Here is a 15,947-nt window from a genome sequence, read left to right as displayed (position 1 = left end):
CCGAAGACCTTCGAACCTGCTGACAGGGAGCCCAAGTGACCGTCCCAGCACGCGTCTTCTGCAATCCGCTCGACATCGCCTACCGGTATCAGGACATCCGGTTCTCCGGCACGGTCAGAGGCGTCAAGCTGGGCGAGCCGCGACGGAGCGTGCACCGGGAGGCGGCGGACCCCTCGATCGTGCTGTACCGCGACCGCTACTACATGTTCGTCTCGATGTCCGCGGGCTTCTGGCACTCGGCGGATCTCATACGGTGGGAGTACCGCGCGACGTCCAAGCTGCCGGCCCTCGACTACGCGCCGGATGTCCGGGAGGTCGACGGAGCGCTCTATGTCAGCGCCTCCCGCAAGGAGGACAACTGCCCCTTCTTCCGGAGCGTCGACCCCCTTTCCGACGACTTCGTCGAGGTCACACCGGGAACTTTCCCCTTCTGGGACCCGAACCTTTTCCAGGACACCGACAACTCCGTGTACCTGTACTGGGGCTGCGACAACAAGACACCGATTTACGGGGTTCAGCTCTCGGACGCCTTCATCCCGATCGGTGAGCCGGCACCGCTGATCGCGTCCGATGTCGAGGCCCGCGGCTGGGAGCAACTGGGCGAGGACCACGTCGTCGTACCGCCGCGCACCGAGCGGGAACGACTCGCCGCCCTGGCCATGGGCCGCGACCCGTACATCGAAGGCGCCTGGATGACCAGGCACAACGGCACCTACTACTTGCAGTACGCGGCACCCGCCACCCAGCTGAACACCTATGCCGACGGGTACTGCACGGCCTCGTCACCACTGGGGCCCTTCAGCTATTCGCTCGACAGCCCGTTCTCGTCCAAACCGGGCGGCTTCATCACCGGAGCCGGACACGGCAGCACGTTTCAGGACCGGCACGGAAACTGGTGGCACGCGGCGACCATGCGCATCTCTGTGAACGACATCTTCGAACGGCGCGTGGGGATCTTCCCCGCCGGCTTCGACGACGAGGGCGTGCTGTTCTGCAACCAGAACTTCGCCGACTACCCGATGACGGTCCCGGACGCACCGTTCGACCCGTGGACGCCCCCCGCCTGGATGCTGCTCTCCTACAAGGCGGACGCCGTCGCCTCGTCCTCGGCCCCCGGGCACGACCCCGCCTCCGCCGTCGACGAGGACGTCCGCACCTGGTGGGCGGCTGCCGGCAGCGAACCGGGTGAATCCCTCACGGTCGATCTCGGCGCACCCAAGGCCGTCCATGCCCTTCAGATCAACCTGGCCGACCACCAGTTGGCCGACGCCGCCCCTCCCGCTCCGGACGGAGTGGACCTGGGCCATTCCTGGCGGGGCATCTTTCCGAGTCACCGGTCGGCGGAGACCCTGGTCGAGATCTCGGAAGACGGCCGGGAGTGGACCGTCGTCCGGGACTCCCGGGGCACGGACACCGACGCTCCGCACGCCTTCATCGTGCTCGACACGCCCCAGGAAGCCCGATTCGTCAGGGTGACCAACGGCCGGCTGCCGTTCGACGGCGCCTTCGCCGTCAGCGGTGTCCGCGTCTTCGGGACGAGCGAGGGCGAGGCTCCGCCCTCTGTGCGCGCTCAGGTCGCCCGCGTGGACGACCGCACCGCGAGAGTCGAGTGGGAAGCCGCTCCGGGAGCCATCGGCTACAACGTCCGCTACGGCCGTCACCCACAGAAGCTGTACCACAGCTGGCTGGTGTACGAGCGCACCGCTCTGGACCTGCGTTCCCTCAACGCGGATGCGGAGTACTGGGTAGCCGTCGACGCGTTCGGCGAAACCGGCATCGCTTCCGGTGAATCCGTGCCTGCAACCCGGATCCCCCGCGATCCGGACAGCCGCCACGTCTGACCGTCCGTCCCGATCCACGGCGTCGCCGCACCGGGGATTTCGTGGGGACCTGCTTACCTGCGCGGCGAACAGACGCCGCCCTGGGCCACGTTGGGGCACGACGCACTCGGCCCGAGCGACGTGGACAAGCGCATGGAGCGCGGCGTGGAGGAGTTCATCGACGTCAGCCTCACCCCCGCCCCACCGACGAACTCGCCGTACCGCCACCCCGGCATCCTCAACTTCGTGTTCGGGCACGTCTGGCAGCGCCCCGGTGGAGATGGACGAGATCGTGCTGCAGTTCGCCGCCTACCACGGTTTCGCGAAGGGCGACGCGGTCGCGGACGCGGTGGAGGCGGCGTGGGCGGCCAAGCCCGACTGAGCGACACGTCGGCAGGGGCGAGGACCGGCTCAGATACGGCGCAGGGAGTCCGCCGCGAGTTCCCCGACGAGGACGGCGGTCGCGGCGGGCCCGCGCAGGGGGGCGTCCGGCAGGACCGAGGTGTCCGCCACCCGCAGGCCTGAGACGCCGTGCACCCGGCCGTGGGCGTCGACCGCGCCCGACGGCCCCATGGGGACGGTGCCACACGTGTGCTGGGCCGTGCCGAGGTGTGCACGGACCCATTGGTCAAGGGCGCGGCCGTCGTCCAGTACGCGCCGGCCGGACGGGGCGGCCAGTCCCGCGCACACCTCACCGAACGCGCTCGTGCCCACCAGGTGCGCCGCCGCCCGGACCGCCTCACGCAGCCTGCGCCGGTCGACCGGGTCGGCGAGGTAGCCGTAGTCGACGAGTGGCGCGACCTCCGGGTCGGCCGAGACGGTCCGCAGACCACCGCTCCTGCGCGGCGCCGCCACGGACACCAACAGGGGCGACGGCGCCCGGCCGGCCGACGTGGTTCCGGCGGTCAGGGCGGTCAACGGCAGGAGGGACTGGAGGACTTCGAGGTCGCCGGCACGCTGCCCGTCCAGGGAGGACGCCAGATGCAGTGCGCCACCGAGCCAGCTTCCCTCGGGGTCGGCCAGAGGGTGCCGGGGCTGCCATGTCACGGCCACCTGGGGGTGGTCGCTGACCGCGGCGCCCACCGCGGGGAGGTCGGCGACGACCGGGATGCCGAGGCCGGCGAGCCGCTGTGCCGGACCGACCCCCGACAGGTGCAGCAGATGGGGCGTGACGAGGGCGCCCGCGCACACCACGATCTCGCCGGCCGGGACAACGGTGCGCCGCCCCTCGTGCTCGGCCACCACCGCTCTCGCGCGGCCGCGCTCGATGAGGACCGAGCGCACCGTGTGCCCACCGCGGACGGTGAGGTTCGGCCGGTAGGCCGCTCCGAGCAGGTAGGCCAGAGCGGTGTTGACGCGGTGGCCGCCGAGCGTGTTCGTCGGCACGGGGCCGAAACCGGGAGGGTCCTGCGCGTTCTTGTCGGCCTCCTCCGGATGCCCCAGTTCGCGTGCCGCGGCGTTGAACGCGGCCGCGGCCGGATGGTCCGGGGTGACGCGCCGCACCGGTACCGGGCCCCCGGAACCGTGCAGCGGGCCGTCCGGGTGGTCGAGATCGGTCTCCATCGCGCGCAGGAACGGCAGGACCCGCTCGTACGACCAGCGCGCGTCACCCGACCGCCGCGCCCACCGGTCGAAGTCGGTCCGGCGTGCCCGGATGAAGTAGCCGCCGTTGACGGTGCTGGAACCGCCCAGGACCCGGCCCCGGGGAGCGGCGTACGGGTGGTCCGGGGTGAGTCGTACGGAGACGGGACGGACGTAGGGGTGATCCGGCTGCGCGCCCGGGACCCTGCGCGCGTCCAGGGCCGAGTCCGGGAACCCGCGCAGGGGAACCGGTCCGGCCTCCAGGAGCAGGACCTCACAGCCCGCGTCCTCGCTGAGCCGGGCGGCCAGCACCGCGCCGCTGCCGCCCGCGCCCACCACCAGTACATCGGGAATCCGCACCGGCCCGGGGTTCCCTTCCTCGCTCGACGGAAATATCATTCTCTTCAGAAGAGAAGCAGAGAATCCATGGTGACACACAGGAGCCCCCGATGGCGGAGACCAGTCCACCGAATGCAGCCGGACCGGCGAGCGGTCCCGACGCCGAGCGCACACCGCAGATCGCCCCGGAGGACCAGGAGCCCCTCACCGACCCGTTGATCGAGGACATCTCCATCGACGGCATGTGCGGCGTGTACTGATGCCCGGCCCCGGGCCGGACCTCGGCAGCGACCTCGCTCTCGACCACGCATGGGCCCTGCACCCGCAGGTCTCGTTGCGGCCCGAACCGTTCGGCGCGCTGCTCTACCACTTCGGGACCCGCAGATTGACGTTCCTGAAGGACCCCCGTCTGGTCGAGGTCGTCCGCCGTCTGCCCGGAGCCGCCTCGGCACGAGTCGCGTGCGAGGAATGCCGTGTTCCGGCAAGTGAACTGCGCGCGTACAGCGCAGCGTTGGCCTCCCTCGTGGATACCTCCATGCTCGTCGAACGACCCACGCGTGAGATCGCCGCGGGTCCGGCCGCCACGACAACCAGTCCGGTCACGACCTGAAGGGCCACGGTGTCCCATGAGCTCCGCCCCTGTGAACTCCCAACGGCCGCGCCTCACAGAGCTGTTCGAGGCGGGCCTCGATGCGCCCATCTGCCTCACGTGGGAGCTGACGTACGCCTGCAACCTGGCGTGCGCGCACTGCCTGTCCAGTTCGGGGCGGCGCGACCCTCGTGAGCTGACCACGGCGGAGGCCAAGGCCGTCCTCGACGAACTGGAGGCCATGCAGGTCTTCTACGTCAACCTCGGCGGCGGGGAACCGACCGTGCGCCCGGACTTCTGGGAACTGCTCGACTACGCCACCGCGCACCACGTGGGCGTGAAGTTCTCCACCAACGGTGTGCGCATCACTCCTGACGCCGCGCGGCGGCTCGCCGCGAACGACTACGTCGACGTCCAGGTCTCACTCGACGGCGCGACGGCCGAGGTCAACGACGCGCTGCGCGGGCCGGGTTCGTACGCGACGGCCGTACGCGCCCTGAGCCGGCTCGCCGACGCCGGGCTGCGCGGCGTCAAACTGTCCGTCGTCTGCACCCGGCACAACATTCCCCAGATCGACGACTTCAAGGCCCTCGCGGACCGCTACGGCGCGCAGTTGCGCCTGACCCGGCTGCGGCCGTCCGGGCGCGGCGCCGATGTCTGGGACGAACTGCGTCCCACGGCGGACCAGCAGCGGGAGTTGTACACATGGCTGCTCGGCCACGGTGACTCGGTGCTGACCGGGGACTCGTTCTTCCACCTGTCCGCGTACGGACGTTCGCTGCCCGGCCTCAATCTGTGCGGGGCCGGGCGGGTGGTGTGTCTGATCGACCCGGTCGGTGACGTGTACGCGTGCCCGTTCGCGATCCACGACGAGTTCCTCGCCGGGAACGTACGGGAACCGGGCGGCTTCGCCGGTGTCTGGCACTCGTCGCCCCTCTTCCAACGGCTGCGCGCGCCGCAGACCGGGGGCGCGTGCCGGTCGTGCGGCTTCTACGACACCTGCAAGGGCGGCTGCATGGCCGCCAAGTTCTTCACGGGTCTGCCGCTCGACGGGCCGGACCCCGAGTGCGTACGCGGCTTCGGCGAGGAGTTGCTGGCACAGCGGCCCGCCGACCGCGCGCACCTGCCGCGGCCGGGCGCGGACCACTCCCGGCCCGTGCTGGTCCCTCTCACCCGTCGGCCGCCCGAACCCCCCGTATCGGCCTGCGACGAGAGCCCCCTGTCCGGGTTCCGTCCCTGAAGCCCCCGAGGAGCACCCGCGTGAACCCCCTCGACTCCCTGCGCAGGAACCCGTGGTTCGAGACGGTCGCCGAAGCCCGGCGGCGGGCCAGGAAGCGGCTGCCGAACAGCGTGTACGGCGCTCTGCTGGCCGGATCCGAGCGTGGCCGGACGGTCGACGACAACACCGCGGCCTTCGCCGATCTCGGCTTCGCCCCGCGGGTGGCCGGACACCACGGCCGCCGTGAACTGGCCACCACCGTCCTGGGGGTGGAGACCTCCTTCCCGGTGCTCGTCTCCCCCACAGGCGTGCAGGCGGTCGATCCGGAGGGAGAGCTCGCCGTCGCCCGTGCCGCGGCGAACCGGGGCGTGATCATGGGGCTGAGCTCGTTCGCGAGCAAGCCCGTGGAGGACGTCTGCGCGGCCCATCCGAACGTGTTCTTCCAGCTCTACTGGAGCGGCGAGCGCGAGGTGCTGCTGCAGCGGATGGAACGGGCGCGCCGGGCCGGGGCCAAGGCACTCGTCGCCACGCTGGACTGGTCGTTCTCACAGGGCCGCGACTGGGGCAGCCCGGTGATCCCGGAGCGGATCGACGTGCCGACCGCCCTGCGGATGGCACCCCAGGTCCTCACCCGGCCGGGCTGGCTGTGGCGGTTCGCGCGCTCCGGCGGTGTACCGGACCTGACCGTGCCCAACCTGCGGGCGCCGGGCGGGGCGGCGCCGACGTTCTTCGGGGCGTACGGGGAGTGGATGGGGACCCCGCCGCCGACGTGGGACGACGTCAAATGGCTCCGCGAGGAGTGGGACGGGCCGTTCCTGCTGAAGGGGGTGTGCCGCGTCGACGACGCGCGGCGGGCCGTCGACGCGGGAGTGGACGCGATCTCGGTGTCCAACCACGGCGGCAACAACCTGGACACCACGCCCGCGACCATCCGCCTGTTGCCCGCGATCGCCGAGGCGGTCGGGGACGAGATCGAGGTGCTGCTCGACGGCGGAGTGCGGCGCGGCGGCGACGTCGCCAAGGCACTCGCCCTGGGCGCACGCGCCGTGCTCATCGGCCGCGCCTACCTGTGGGGCCTGGCCGCGAACGGCCAGGCGGGAGTGGAGAACGTCCTCGACATCCTGCGCACGGGCCTGGACTCCGCGGTCCTGGGGCTCGGCCGCTCCTCGGTCCACGAGCTGTGCCCACAGGACCTGCACGTGCCGCCCGGCTTCGCCGTGACCCTCGGCGGCGGTCCGGCACCGGAGCGCTGAGGTGCCCGACCGGTTCGCGCGCCTGCCCTGGCCCGACATTCCGTACGACGCCCTCGTCCTGGTGCCCCTCGGCTCGACCGAACAGCACGGCCCGCACCTGCCCCTGTCCACCGACACCGTGATCGCACGAGCCGTCGCGGAGGGCGCCGCCGGTCTCCTGACCGGCACGGCGCTCGTCGCGCCGGCGATCCCCTACGGGGCGAGCGGAGAGCACGCGGACTTCCCCGGCACCGTCTCCCTGGGGCACGAGGCCCTGCGGGCGGTGCTCGTCGAGACGGTGCGTTCCCTGGCGGTGTGGGCCGGCCGGATCGCGTTGGTCAACGGGCATGGCGGCAACAACGAGACGCTCGACACGGTCGTCGGCGCGCTGCGCGGCGAGGGGCACGACGCCGGCTGGACCGGGTGCTTCGTCCCCGGCGGCGACGCCCACGCCGGTGTCACGGAGACGTCGCTGCTGCTGCACCTCGCGCCGGAACAGGTACTCATGCGACGTGCCGTCCCCGGGGACCGCCGCCCCCTCTCGGCGATCATGCCCGCGTTGCGGGCGGGCGGTGTCCGCGCGGTGTCGCCCACCGGCGTGCTGGGCGATCCGACCGGCGCGAGCGCGGACCAAGGACGCAGGCTGATGCGGGAGTTGGTGTCGGACGTGGCCGGCCGTATCGCGGCCTGGCAGGTCGACGACCGGGGAAGGATGGTTCGATGAACACGGGTTCGCCGTCGAGGTCGGTGCCGCACGGGCTGCCGGTCACGCTCGACCGCGCCGTCTCCTTCAGGGCAGGAGGGCGGGTGCTGACGGGGGGCGCGCCGTGGGGAGTCGCCCGCCTCACGAAGGCCGCGCTCCCCCATCTCGCCGCTCTGCGCCGCGCCGGGCGGGCAGGCCTGGCCCCCGACACGGCGGTGGGGCGTGCCCTGGCCCGGCAACTGCTCGACCGGGGGCTCGCCCACCCGGTACCCGCGCCCCGGCCGGGCCCGCACCCGGTGACGGTGGTGGTCCCGGCGTTCGGACGGCCGTCGGAACTGGACCGCTGCCTCGCCTCGCTGCGGGGCCTGCCGGTCATCGTCGTGGACGACGGCTCGCCCGACCCCGCGCCGCTCGGCGCGGTCGTCGAATCCCATGGGGCGCGCCTGGTGCGTCATGGCACCAATCGCGGCCCGGCGGCCGCCCGCAACACCGGTCTGGCACTGGTCCGTACGCCGCTGGTCGCGTTCGTCGACTCCGACTGCCGCCCGGAGGACGGCTGGCTCGATGTCCTCGTTCCGTCCTTCGACGACCCGAAGGTGGCGGCCGTCGCTCCGCGGATCGTGCCGGCGGTCCCGGCTCGCCCGAGCGGTCTGCTCGCCCGCTACGAGGCCGCCCGTTCCGCCCTCGATCTGGGGCAGGACCAGGCGCTGGTGCGTCCCGGCGCGCGGCTCGGCTTCGTGCCGACCGCCACGCTCCTCGTCCGCACGGACGTGCTGCGCGATGTCGCGTTCGACGAGGATCTGCGCCTCGGTGAGGACGTCGATCTCGTATGGCGGCTGCACGATCGCGGACTGCATGTGCGCTACCAGCCGCGGGCCCGTGTCGCCCACACGCCCCGGCTCGGCGTGCGTGACTGGGCGCTACGCCGTCACGAGTACGGCACGTCGGCGGCCTCGCTTGCCGACCGTCACCCCGGTCGGCTGGCACCGGCCCGTCCCTCCGCCTGGAACCTCCTCACGCTGGCCTGCGCCGCCCGGGGGCGTCCTCGTCCGGCGGTCGCGAGCGCGCTGCTGACCACGGCGCTGCTGCGACGTCGCCTGTCGGGGACGCCGGGTGCGACGGGACTGAGCGTGTCCGTGGTGGCACAGGGCCTGGTGGCCGACACAGCCGCGCTGGGGCTCGCGCTGCGCCGTGAGTGGTGGCCGCTGGGGATGCTGTGTCTGGGTATGGCGCCGTGTGGCCGGACCGCCCGCGTGGCGTCGGCGGCCATGCTCGCTCCGCTCGTCGCGGAGTGGGCCACGCGCGGCCCCGCCCTGGATCTCGTGCGGTGGACGGCTCTGAGGTGCCTCGACGACCTGGCCTACGGCACGGGTGTGACCGCGTCGGCCTGGCACCACCGGTCGCTCGCACCGCTGTTGCCGGACGTGCGCCTGCCGTTCCTGCGGGGCGGCGAGCCCCGTCGCGCACGGGCGTGAACTTCCCGCGTCTGCCCGCCGGTTGACGGAGGGGAGGTGACGCGGGTCGACGCGGTGGCGAGTGGGCCGGGGCGGCGCGGTGCCGAGTCGGCCGATACGGCCCGCGGTGGTGAGTGGACCGACGCCGTGGCGGGTGGCCCGGCGGATCACCCCTCGGCCACCCGGCACCGGCCGCGCGGAGCCGTCGCGCCCTGACGGCCCCGCGCCACGGGGGAGCTCAGTCCGGCGGCGGAAAGACCGGCGCTCCGGTGTCCGAGTCGGCGATCGAGATCGCCTCGATCGGGCAGGACTCGGCGACTTCGAGGATCTCCTCCGAGGCGGGCACGGTCGCGGCGACCGCTCGGCCCTGCCCCCGCTCGTCGAGTTCGAAGTCGTTCGGCGCGGAGGCCGCGCACAGGCCTGTACGGACGCAGACCCGTGGGTCGACCGTGACGTTCCAGCGATCCGGCATCGTCAGGCTCCCCGGACGACGAGCGGCAGCGTCTTCCAGCCGCGTACGGTCGAGGTCTGGGCCAGTTCCGCGCCGTCCCAGTCCACCTCCCAGTGCGGGAAGCGCCTCAGTATCTCCTCCGCCGCCACCTTGCCCTCCAGACGGGCCAGCGCCGCGCCCAGGCAGTAGTGCGCGCCGACGCCGAACGACATGTGCTGGGTGACCCGGTGGATGTCGAACCGGTCCGGGTCGGGGAAGCGCTCGGGATCCCGGTTCGCGGCGGCCTGGATGAAGAGCATGGCACTGCCTGCCGGCACCGTGCGGCCGTGCAGTTCCACGTCCTTGGTCACAAGGCGCGCGGTGAACGGACCGGTCGGCTCGAAGCGCAGGATCTCCTCGATGGCGTTCGGTATGAGGGACGGGTCGGCCACGAGTTCCCGGCGCGCCTCGGGGTAGCGGGCCATCACGGCACCGAACCAGCCGATGAGCCGTCCCGTCGTCTCGTTCCCGGCGCCGGCGACCACCGAGCAGTAGGTGAGCACCTCGTCGTCGGTGAGGGTGCGCCGGACCCCGTTCTCGTCCTCGAACTCGGCGGTCATGAGCTCGGTCATCAGGTCGTCCGAGGGGTGTTCCTTGCGCCAGTCGATGTACGCGCGGAACCCTTCGGTGCTCAGGATGTCCTCGTGGTTGATCCTGCCGCCGTCCGACGTCTCCAACGTGGCGTCGGTCTGGTCGCGGAAGGCCGGCTGGTCGGCTTCCGGGATGCCAAGGAGCATGCCGATCACCCGCATCGGCATCTCGGCGCCGACGGCCTCGACCAGGTCGAAGCGTTCGGCATCGGCGACCGGTTCGAGCACCTGCTTGCAGAAGGCCCGTATCCGCGGCTCCAGCTGGGCGATGCGGCGCGGCGTGAAGACGCGGGCGAGCAGCCGACGGTGGATGTCGTGGACGGGCGGATCCTCGAAGATGAGGGTGCCCGAGGGCATCTCCATGTTCGCCTGGATGATCTCCAGGATGTCGCCCTTCGCGGAGGAGTAGGTCTGCCAGTCGGCGAGGCCGCGCTGGCAGTCGGCGAAGCGGGAGACCGCGAAGAAGTCGTGCTCGCCGTTGTGGTAGAGGGGTGCTTCTTCGCGCAGCCGGGCGTAGACGGGGTAGGGGTCCTGGGCGAGTGCGGGGTCGAAGGGGTCCCAGTAGACGGGTGTGGTGGTGGTCATTTGAGCATGGCTCCCGCGTCGACGGTCAGGGTGGTTCCGGTGACGAAGCGGCCTTCGTCGGAGGCGAGGTAGAGGACTCCGTTGCTGATGTCGAGCGGCTCGACCCATGGCGTGGGCAGGATGTGCATCTGCTGCGACACCGCGGCGAAGTCGTCGACCGTGGGGTTCTCCAGGTCGGGACGGAACATCCGGTAGGTGTCGTCGTGCATGACCATCGGTGTGTTGACCTGGGTGGGGTGGATCGAGTTGACCCGGATGTTGTGCTCGCCCAACTCCCAGGCCAGTGTGCGCATCAGCCCCACCACCCCGTGCTTGGCGGCGATGTAGTGACCGATGTTCGCGTGGCCGCGCAGGCCGCCGACGGAACTGGTCAGGATGACCGAGCCGCCCCGGCCCCCCGCGACGACGTGCGGCGTCGAGACCTTGGTGGTGAGCCATACTCCGGTCAGGTTGACGTCGATCATGTCCCGCCAGGTCTTCTCGCTCATGGTGTCGAGTCGCCCGCCGTCGCTGCCGAGGCCCGCGTTGGCCACGACGATGTCCAGGCGCCCCAACTCGGCGACACCGTCGTCGACGGCCGCCTTGAGCGCGTCGTGGTCGCGGACGTCCGCCTGTACGGCGATGATGCGCCGTCCCAGCTTCTGCACCCGGTTGACCGTCTCTTCCAGGTCCGCCGGCGTCGACATGGGGAACGTCACGCCGTCGAGTTGCTTGCAGACGTCGACGGCGATGATGTCGGCGCCCTCCTCGGCAAGGCGGATCGCGTGGCTGCGTCCCTGACCGCGTGCCGCGCCGGTGATGAAAGCGACTTTTCCTTCGACTCGTCCGGGCATGGTGACCTCGTTCCTGGTTGAAGGGCATGAGCACAGTGGCCTGGGGTTCCGGTCACCGGTGGTGCCGTCGTCGGCCACGCAGACCGAGGGCGAGGAGCAGCAGGGCGGCGGCGGCCGCGATCGGCGCGACACGCCTGAGTGCTCCCGCGCCGGTCGCGTCGATGAGGTCGAGCGGGGCGGCGGGACTGCGTGGGCCGGGTGTGAGGGAGGCAAATGTGAGGGGGGCGGATGTGAGGGGGGCGTCCCCGGTGACCGGCCGCGTTGCACCGGGCGTGGTCCCAGGGGAGTCCGTGGCCAACTCGGCGGCGAGGTTTTCGGCGAACCGCGCCATCAGCGCACCGGACACTTCGGCGAGCGTGCCGCGGCCGAACTGGGCCGGCTTGCCCGTGACGTTGAGTTCGGTCTCCACGTGTACGTCGGTACGGTCGCCGCCGGCGTCGGTCAGGCGGCAGGTGACCAGGGCCTTCGCGGTCCCGTTGCCGCGTGCCTCCCTGCCGCCCGCCTCCAGGACCACGACCTTGGCCTGCTCGTCCCGCGACAGGAACGTGACGGTGCCGCTGTAGGTGAGGCCGATGGGCCCCAGCTTGACCTTGATCCTGCCGTGGTGTTCGTCGCCGTCGCTGGAGGTGAGGCTCGCCCCGGGAACACAGGGGGCGACCCGCTCGACGTCGAGGAGCACCCGCCAGGCGTCCTCCACCGCCACGGGGATGCTGAGCGTGTTGTCCAGCCTCATGCCGAATCCTCCGTCACGGACTTGTCGGCGGCGGCCCGGACGGCGTTCACGATTCCCTGGTAGCCGGTGCAGCGGCACAGGTTCCCGGTCAGGGCCTCGCGGATCTCCTCGTCGGTGGGCTTGGGGTTCTCGGCCAGGAACGCGGTGACCGACACCACGAAGCCCGGTGTGCAGAACCCGCACTGCAGGCCGTGGTGCTCGCGGAACGCGGCCTGGACGGCGGAGAGTTCGCCGTCCGGCGCGGCGAGCCCCTCGATGGTGGTCACCTCCGCGTCGTCGGCCTGCACGGCGAACACCAGGCAGGCGCGGACGGCCTCGCCGTCGAGCAGCACCGTGCACGCGCCGCAGACGCCGTGTTCACAGCCGAGGTGTGTACCGGTCAGTGCGCAGTTCACCCGGAGGAAGTCGGCGAGGGTGAGCCGAGGCCGTACGGTCTCCCGGCGCATGCTGCCGTTGACTCGTACCCGGATGTCGGCGGTGCCCAGGTCAGCCATGGAGTGCCTCCTGTACGGCGCGTCGCCAGGCGCGGGCGACCATGGCGGCGCCCACGCGGGTGCGGTAGGAAGCCGACCCGTGCAGATCGCGGGGGACGGCGTCTAGGCCGGTGGTCGCGGACCGCCCGATCTCGTCGGCGTCGGCTTCGGCGGGTTCGGAGCCGAGGAGTGCCGTCTCCGTGGGCCGGGCCCTGGAGGCGGTCGGGCCCAGTCCGAACAGGCCGATGGCACACCGGTCGAGGCGCCCGTCGGCCCCCAGCCGGAGCGCGACGGTGGCCCCGGCGATGGCGAAGTCCCCGCTCCTGCGGGCGAACTCCTCGATGGCGAAGCCACAACGGCCGTTCCAGGGCGGGAAGGTGACTCCGGTCAGCAGCTCGTCCTCGGCCAGTGCCGTGCTCCACACGCCGGTGAGGAAGGCCGCTGCCGGGATGGTGCGACGGCCCCGTGGCGACAGGGTCTGCACTTCGGCGTCCAAGGTCAGTGCCACCGCCGGGTATTCGGCAGCGGAGTCGGCGTGGGCGAGTGAGCCGCCCACGGTGCCGCGGCTGCGGATCTGGAAGTGGCCGATGAGGGGGGTGGCCCGGGCGAGGAGCGGGACCGCGGCGCGTATCCCGTCCGAGCGCTGGACCGTCGCCTGTGTGGTGCCGGCCCCGACCCACACCGACCCGTCGGCGCGACGCTCGATGCCCCGCAGCTCGTCCAGGCGGCGCAGATCGACGAGATGCCCGAAGGCCGCGAGCCGCAGCGCCAGCATGGGAACGAGACTCTGCCCTCCCGCGATGGCCTTCGCCTCGTCTCCGTACTCCGCCAGCAGTGCGACCGCCTCGTCCGCGCCGGACGGCGCGTGATATTCGAAGGATGCGGGCTTCACGTGGTCACCGCCTGCCCCGTCCGGGCTTCCTCGACGAGTTCGACGATCTCCGACGGCGCCAACGGCAACCGGCTGATGCGGGCGCCGAACGGCGCGAGAGCGTCGGCGACCGCGTTCACGACGGCCGGCGCGGAGCCGATCGCGCCGCCCTCTCCGACTCCCTTGTAGCCACCGGGCCCCGGGCTGGGCGTCTCGATGTGCCCCACCTCGATGACCGGCACCTCGGTGGCCGTGGGCAGCAGGTAGTCCATGAACGTGGTCGCGACGGGGTTGCCGTCCTCGTCGTGGGCCAGGTGCTCGTAGAGAGCGCCGCCGATGCCCTGGACGGTGCCCCCGAAGATCTGCCCCTCCACCACACTCGGGTTGATCATCGGGCCGCAGTCCTCGCTGACGATGTACCTCAGCAGCTTCACCTCTCCGGTCACCACGTCGACCTCGCAGGTGCACAGGTGCGTCGCGTTGGCCCAGATCATCAGATGCGGGGTGTGGTAGCGGCCGCTGGCCTCCAGCCCGGCCGGCACGCCCGGCGGGAGGGTGTGGACCTGGAAGTAGGCGATGTCGGCGATCTCGGCGAGGGTCAGCCCGGCCTCGGCCCCGCCGCCCTTCACCGACGCCCGGCCGCGTACGAACTCGATGTCGTCGACCGGGACCTGGAGCCGGTGCGCGGCGATCGCGTGGATCCGCTCACGCAGCACGCCGGCGGTCTCGGCGATCGCGCCCGCCGTCATGGACCCCGACCGGCTGCCCCCGGTACCGCTGCCGAACGGGGTGACCGCCGTGTCGCCCTGGATGGTGCTCACATCCTCGATGGCGGCGCCGAGCGCGTCGGCGGTCAGCTGGACGACCGTGGTCTCCAGGCTGTTGCCGCACGAGCCTCCGGCGACGTACACGTTCACCTTGCCGGAGGGCTCGATCCGGATGGTCGCGCCCTCGGTGGCGTGGAACGGGGTGGCACCCGCGGTCGGTTCGACGTACGTGCACGTGCCGACGCCCAGGTAACGCCCCTGCTCGCGGGCCCGCTCCTGTTCGCGGCGGAAGGCCTCGTAGTCGAGCATCTCCAGTGCCTGCTCGAAGGTCTCGCGGGGGGAGATGTGGTCGTACGGCATGCCGTTGAAGTTCGCGGTGGGAAGTTCGTCGCGGCTCAGCATGTTGCGGCGCCGTAACTCGACCGGGTCCAGGCCCAGTCGGCGCGCAGCGGTGTCGAGGAGGACCTCACGCGCCATCGACTCGTACTGCCAGGGACCGCGATAGGCCACCCGCCCGCTGGTGTTGGAGAACACGAACCGCGACGAGAACGTGCCCTGCGGGATCCGGTACGGGCCGGGGAACAGCATGCCGACGGCGATGCCACTCTGTACGGGCGACGGCGTCGGGTAGGCGCCGGCGTCCTGGACGTGATCCAGGGTGGCGGCCAGGATCCTGCCGTCCTCGTCGAAGGCCATCCGTGCCTCGCCATGCTCGTGGCGTGCCTGACCGGCGGCGAGGAGGTGCTCCTGACGGTCCTCGATCCACTTGACCGCGGCGGGAAGTCTCGCGGCCGCCAGCATCACGCACATGTCCTCGCGCTGCGGCAGCACCTTCTGTCCGAACCCGCCGCCGGTGTCCCGCATCACGACCCGCACCCGGTGCTCGGCGACACCGAGCAGGCGAGCGCAGAAGGACCGGACCTCGTGCGGGGACTGGGTCGCGGCCCAGATCGTCATCTCCTTGCCGGCCGCCGCCCATTCGGCGACGATCCCGCGGGTCTCCATCGGGACCGGACCGTGCGACTGCTGGTACACGGTCTGGCTGACGACGTGCGGCGCGGCCTCGAAGACGGGTTCGAGGTCCGCCATGGGGCGCCCGCCGAGCCGGCCGACGAGGTTGTCGGGCCGGTCCGCGTGTACCGACTCGGTGGAGTCGAGGGCCGTCGCGTAGTCGACGACGGGTGGCAGCGGGTCGTAGTCGACGACGACCGACTCGGCCGCGTCCTCGGCGAGGTAGCGGTCCGTGGCCACCACCATGGCCACCGGGTCCCCCACGAAGCGCACCTCGTCCTCCGCGAGCGGCGGGCGGGGGGTGTCCGGGTCGTCCCGTCCGTTCAGTGTGTACCACTGCTCCCGGACACCGGGGTTGATGTCCCGTGCGACGAACACGGCGTGAACGCCGTCGAGTTCGAGTGCCTCGGACACGTCGATGCCCACGATGCGGGCCCGCGCCATCGGGCTGCGGACGAAGCAGGCGTGCAGCATGCCCGGGCGTACCACGTCGTCGACGAAGGTGCCGGTTCCGGTCAGGAGTCGTGAGTCCTCGACTCGAAGGGTGCGGGTGCCCGTGTAGGGGGTCTCTCCTGCCCGAGCGGAGCGGACAGCCGGGGGAAGGTCGGCAGAGGTGGTCTCGTCGTCGGTTCGTGCCACCGGGATGGCCCTCCGATC

Annotated in this window: 15 protein-coding genes; 7 read left to right on the top strand and 8 right to left on the bottom strand. The window is 71.7% G+C overall.

Annotation, left to right across the window (positions count from 1 at the left end):
* The first annotated feature begins 35 nt into the window (after positions 1-35).
* Positions 36-1,841: a family 43 glycosylhydrolase gene (locus ACZ5SK_RS22695; RefSeq protein ID WP_457494015.1), complete on the top strand. Its 1,806-nt coding sequence runs from the start codon at positions 36-38 to the stop codon at positions 1,839-1,841.
* Between the two features lie 390 nt (positions 1,842-2,231).
* Here the strand turns inward: ACZ5SK_RS22695 and mftG are convergent, their stop codons facing one another.
* Positions 2,232-3,761: a mycofactocin dehydrogenase MftG gene (gene mftG, locus ACZ5SK_RS22690; protein ID WP_334575310.1), complete on the bottom strand. Its 1,530-nt coding sequence runs from the start codon at positions 3,759-3,761 to the stop codon at positions 2,232-2,234.
* Positions 3,762-3,850: 89 nt separating this feature from the next.
* Here mftG and mftA point away from each other — a divergent pair, with 89 nt between their 5' ends.
* From mftA to mftF, 6 genes are read left to right on the top strand one after another with little or no spacing between them, the layout of a single operon-like run.
* Entirely contained in the window at positions 3,851-4,000 is a 150-nt protein-coding gene (gene mftA / locus ACZ5SK_RS22685) for a mycofactocin precursor MftA (protein ID WP_334575311.1), read from the top strand.
* A complete protein-coding gene (mftB, locus tag ACZ5SK_RS22680; protein ID WP_457494014.1) occupies positions 4,000-4,350 on the top strand; it encodes a mycofactocin biosynthesis chaperone MftB in 351 nt (116 codons plus the stop codon). Before mftA ends, mftB begins: the two co-directional genes overlap by 1 nt.
* A 16-nt stretch (positions 4,351-4,366) precedes the next feature.
* On the top strand, positions 4,367-5,569 hold the full coding sequence (gene mftC / locus ACZ5SK_RS22675; RefSeq protein ID WP_334575314.1) for a mycofactocin radical SAM maturase: 1,203 nt from the start codon (positions 4,367-4,369) through the stop codon (positions 5,567-5,569).
* Between the two features lie 20 nt (positions 5,570-5,589).
* Positions 5,590-6,801, top strand: coding sequence for a pre-mycofactocin synthase MftD (gene mftD / locus ACZ5SK_RS22670; protein ID WP_457494013.1), 1,212 nt, complete (start codon positions 5,590-5,592; stop codon positions 6,799-6,801).
* Position 6,802: 1 nt separating this feature from the next.
* Positions 6,803-7,504 carry a mycofactocin biosynthesis peptidyl-dipeptidase MftE gene (gene mftE, locus ACZ5SK_RS22665; protein WP_334575317.1) on the top strand — a complete coding sequence of 234 codons (702 nt, stop codon included), beginning with the start codon at positions 6,803-6,805 and terminating at the stop codon, positions 7,502-7,504.
* Positions 7,501-8,958 (top strand): mycofactocin biosynthesis glycosyltransferase MftF, encoded by a 1,458-nt coding sequence (mftF, locus tag ACZ5SK_RS22660; RefSeq protein WP_334575318.1) that lies wholly within the window; start codon positions 7,501-7,503, stop codon positions 8,956-8,958. Before mftE ends, mftF begins: the two co-directional genes overlap by 4 nt.
* Before the next feature lie 217 nt (positions 8,959-9,175).
* Here the strand turns inward: mftF and ACZ5SK_RS22655 are convergent, their stop codons facing one another.
* Genes ACZ5SK_RS22655 through ACZ5SK_RS22625 form a run of 7 tightly spaced genes read right to left on the bottom strand, consistent with a single transcriptional unit; the run spans position 9,176 to position 15,929 of the window.
* On the bottom strand, positions 9,176-9,409 hold the full coding sequence (locus ACZ5SK_RS22655) for a ferredoxin (protein ID WP_334575319.1): 234 nt from the start codon (positions 9,407-9,409) through the stop codon (positions 9,176-9,178).
* Positions 9,410-9,411: 2 nt separating this feature from the next.
* Positions 9,412-10,602, bottom strand: a complete 1,191-nt coding sequence (locus ACZ5SK_RS22650) for a cytochrome P450 (RefSeq protein ID WP_334575321.1) — start codon at positions 10,600-10,602, stop codon at positions 9,412-9,414.
* Positions 10,599-11,435, bottom strand: a complete 837-nt coding sequence (locus ACZ5SK_RS22645) for a mycofactocin-coupled SDR family oxidoreductase (protein WP_334575322.1) — start codon at positions 11,433-11,435, stop codon at positions 10,599-10,601. Before ACZ5SK_RS22645 ends, ACZ5SK_RS22650 begins: the two co-directional genes overlap by 4 nt.
* A gap of 52 nt (positions 11,436-11,487) precedes the next feature.
* Positions 11,488-12,168 carry an SRPBCC family protein gene (locus ACZ5SK_RS22640; protein WP_468576524.1) on the bottom strand — a complete coding sequence of 227 codons (681 nt, stop codon included), beginning with the start codon at positions 12,166-12,168 and terminating at the stop codon, positions 11,488-11,490.
* Complete coding sequence (locus tag ACZ5SK_RS22635) at positions 12,165-12,662, bottom strand: (2Fe-2S)-binding protein (RefSeq protein WP_334575325.1); 498 nt, start codon at positions 12,660-12,662, stop codon at positions 12,165-12,167. Before ACZ5SK_RS22635 ends, ACZ5SK_RS22640 begins: the two co-directional genes overlap by 4 nt.
* On the bottom strand, positions 12,655-13,533 hold the full coding sequence (locus ACZ5SK_RS22630) for an FAD binding domain-containing protein (RefSeq protein WP_334575326.1): 879 nt from the start codon (positions 13,531-13,533) through the stop codon (positions 12,655-12,657). The genes ACZ5SK_RS22635 and ACZ5SK_RS22630 overlap by 8 nt, the downstream gene beginning before the upstream one ends.
* Positions 13,530-15,929: a xanthine dehydrogenase family protein molybdopterin-binding subunit gene (locus ACZ5SK_RS22625; RefSeq protein WP_334575327.1), complete on the bottom strand. Its 2,400-nt coding sequence runs from the start codon at positions 15,927-15,929 to the stop codon at positions 13,530-13,532. Before ACZ5SK_RS22625 ends, ACZ5SK_RS22630 begins: the two co-directional genes overlap by 4 nt.
* Positions 15,930-15,947: the final 18 nt, after the last annotated feature.

This window comes from Streptomyces sp. NPDC031474 (assembly GCF_055581185.1).
Note: the sequence above shows the minus strand (reverse complement) of the source record. Positions and strands in the feature narration are given on the sequence as shown.

Bases quoted from the DNA above. Each gene is read 5' to 3' on its own strand.
- mftA (WP_334575311.1), top strand. From the start codon at position 3,851: ATGGCGGAGACCAGTCCACCGAATGCAGCCGGACCGGCGAGCGGTCCC.
- mftB (WP_457494014.1), top strand. From the start codon at position 4,000: ATGCCCGGCCCCGGGCCGGACCTCGGCAGCGACCTCGCTCTCGACCAC.
- mftC (WP_334575314.1), top strand. From the start codon at position 4,367: ATGAGCTCCGCCCCTGTGAACTCCCAACGGCCGCGCCTCACAGAGCTG.
- mftF (WP_334575318.1), top strand. From the start codon at position 7,501: ATGAACACGGGTTCGCCGTCGAGGTCGGTGCCGCACGGGCTGCCGGTC.
- ACZ5SK_RS22655 (WP_334575319.1), bottom strand. From the start codon at position 9,409: ATGCCGGATCGCTGGAACGTCACGGTCGACCCACGGGTCTGCGTCCGT.
- ACZ5SK_RS22650 (WP_334575321.1), bottom strand. From the start codon at position 10,602: ATGACCACCACCACACCCGTCTACTGGGACCCCTTCGACCCCGCACTC.
- ACZ5SK_RS22645 (WP_334575322.1), bottom strand. From the start codon at position 11,435: ATGCCCGGACGAGTCGAAGGAAAAGTCGCTTTCATCACCGGCGCGGCA.
- ACZ5SK_RS22640 (WP_468576524.1), bottom strand. From the start codon at position 12,168: ATGAGGCTGGACAACACGCTCAGCATCCCCGTGGCGGTGGAGGACGCC.
- ACZ5SK_RS22635 (WP_334575325.1), bottom strand. From the start codon at position 12,662: ATGGCTGACCTGGGCACCGCCGACATCCGGGTACGAGTCAACGGCAGC.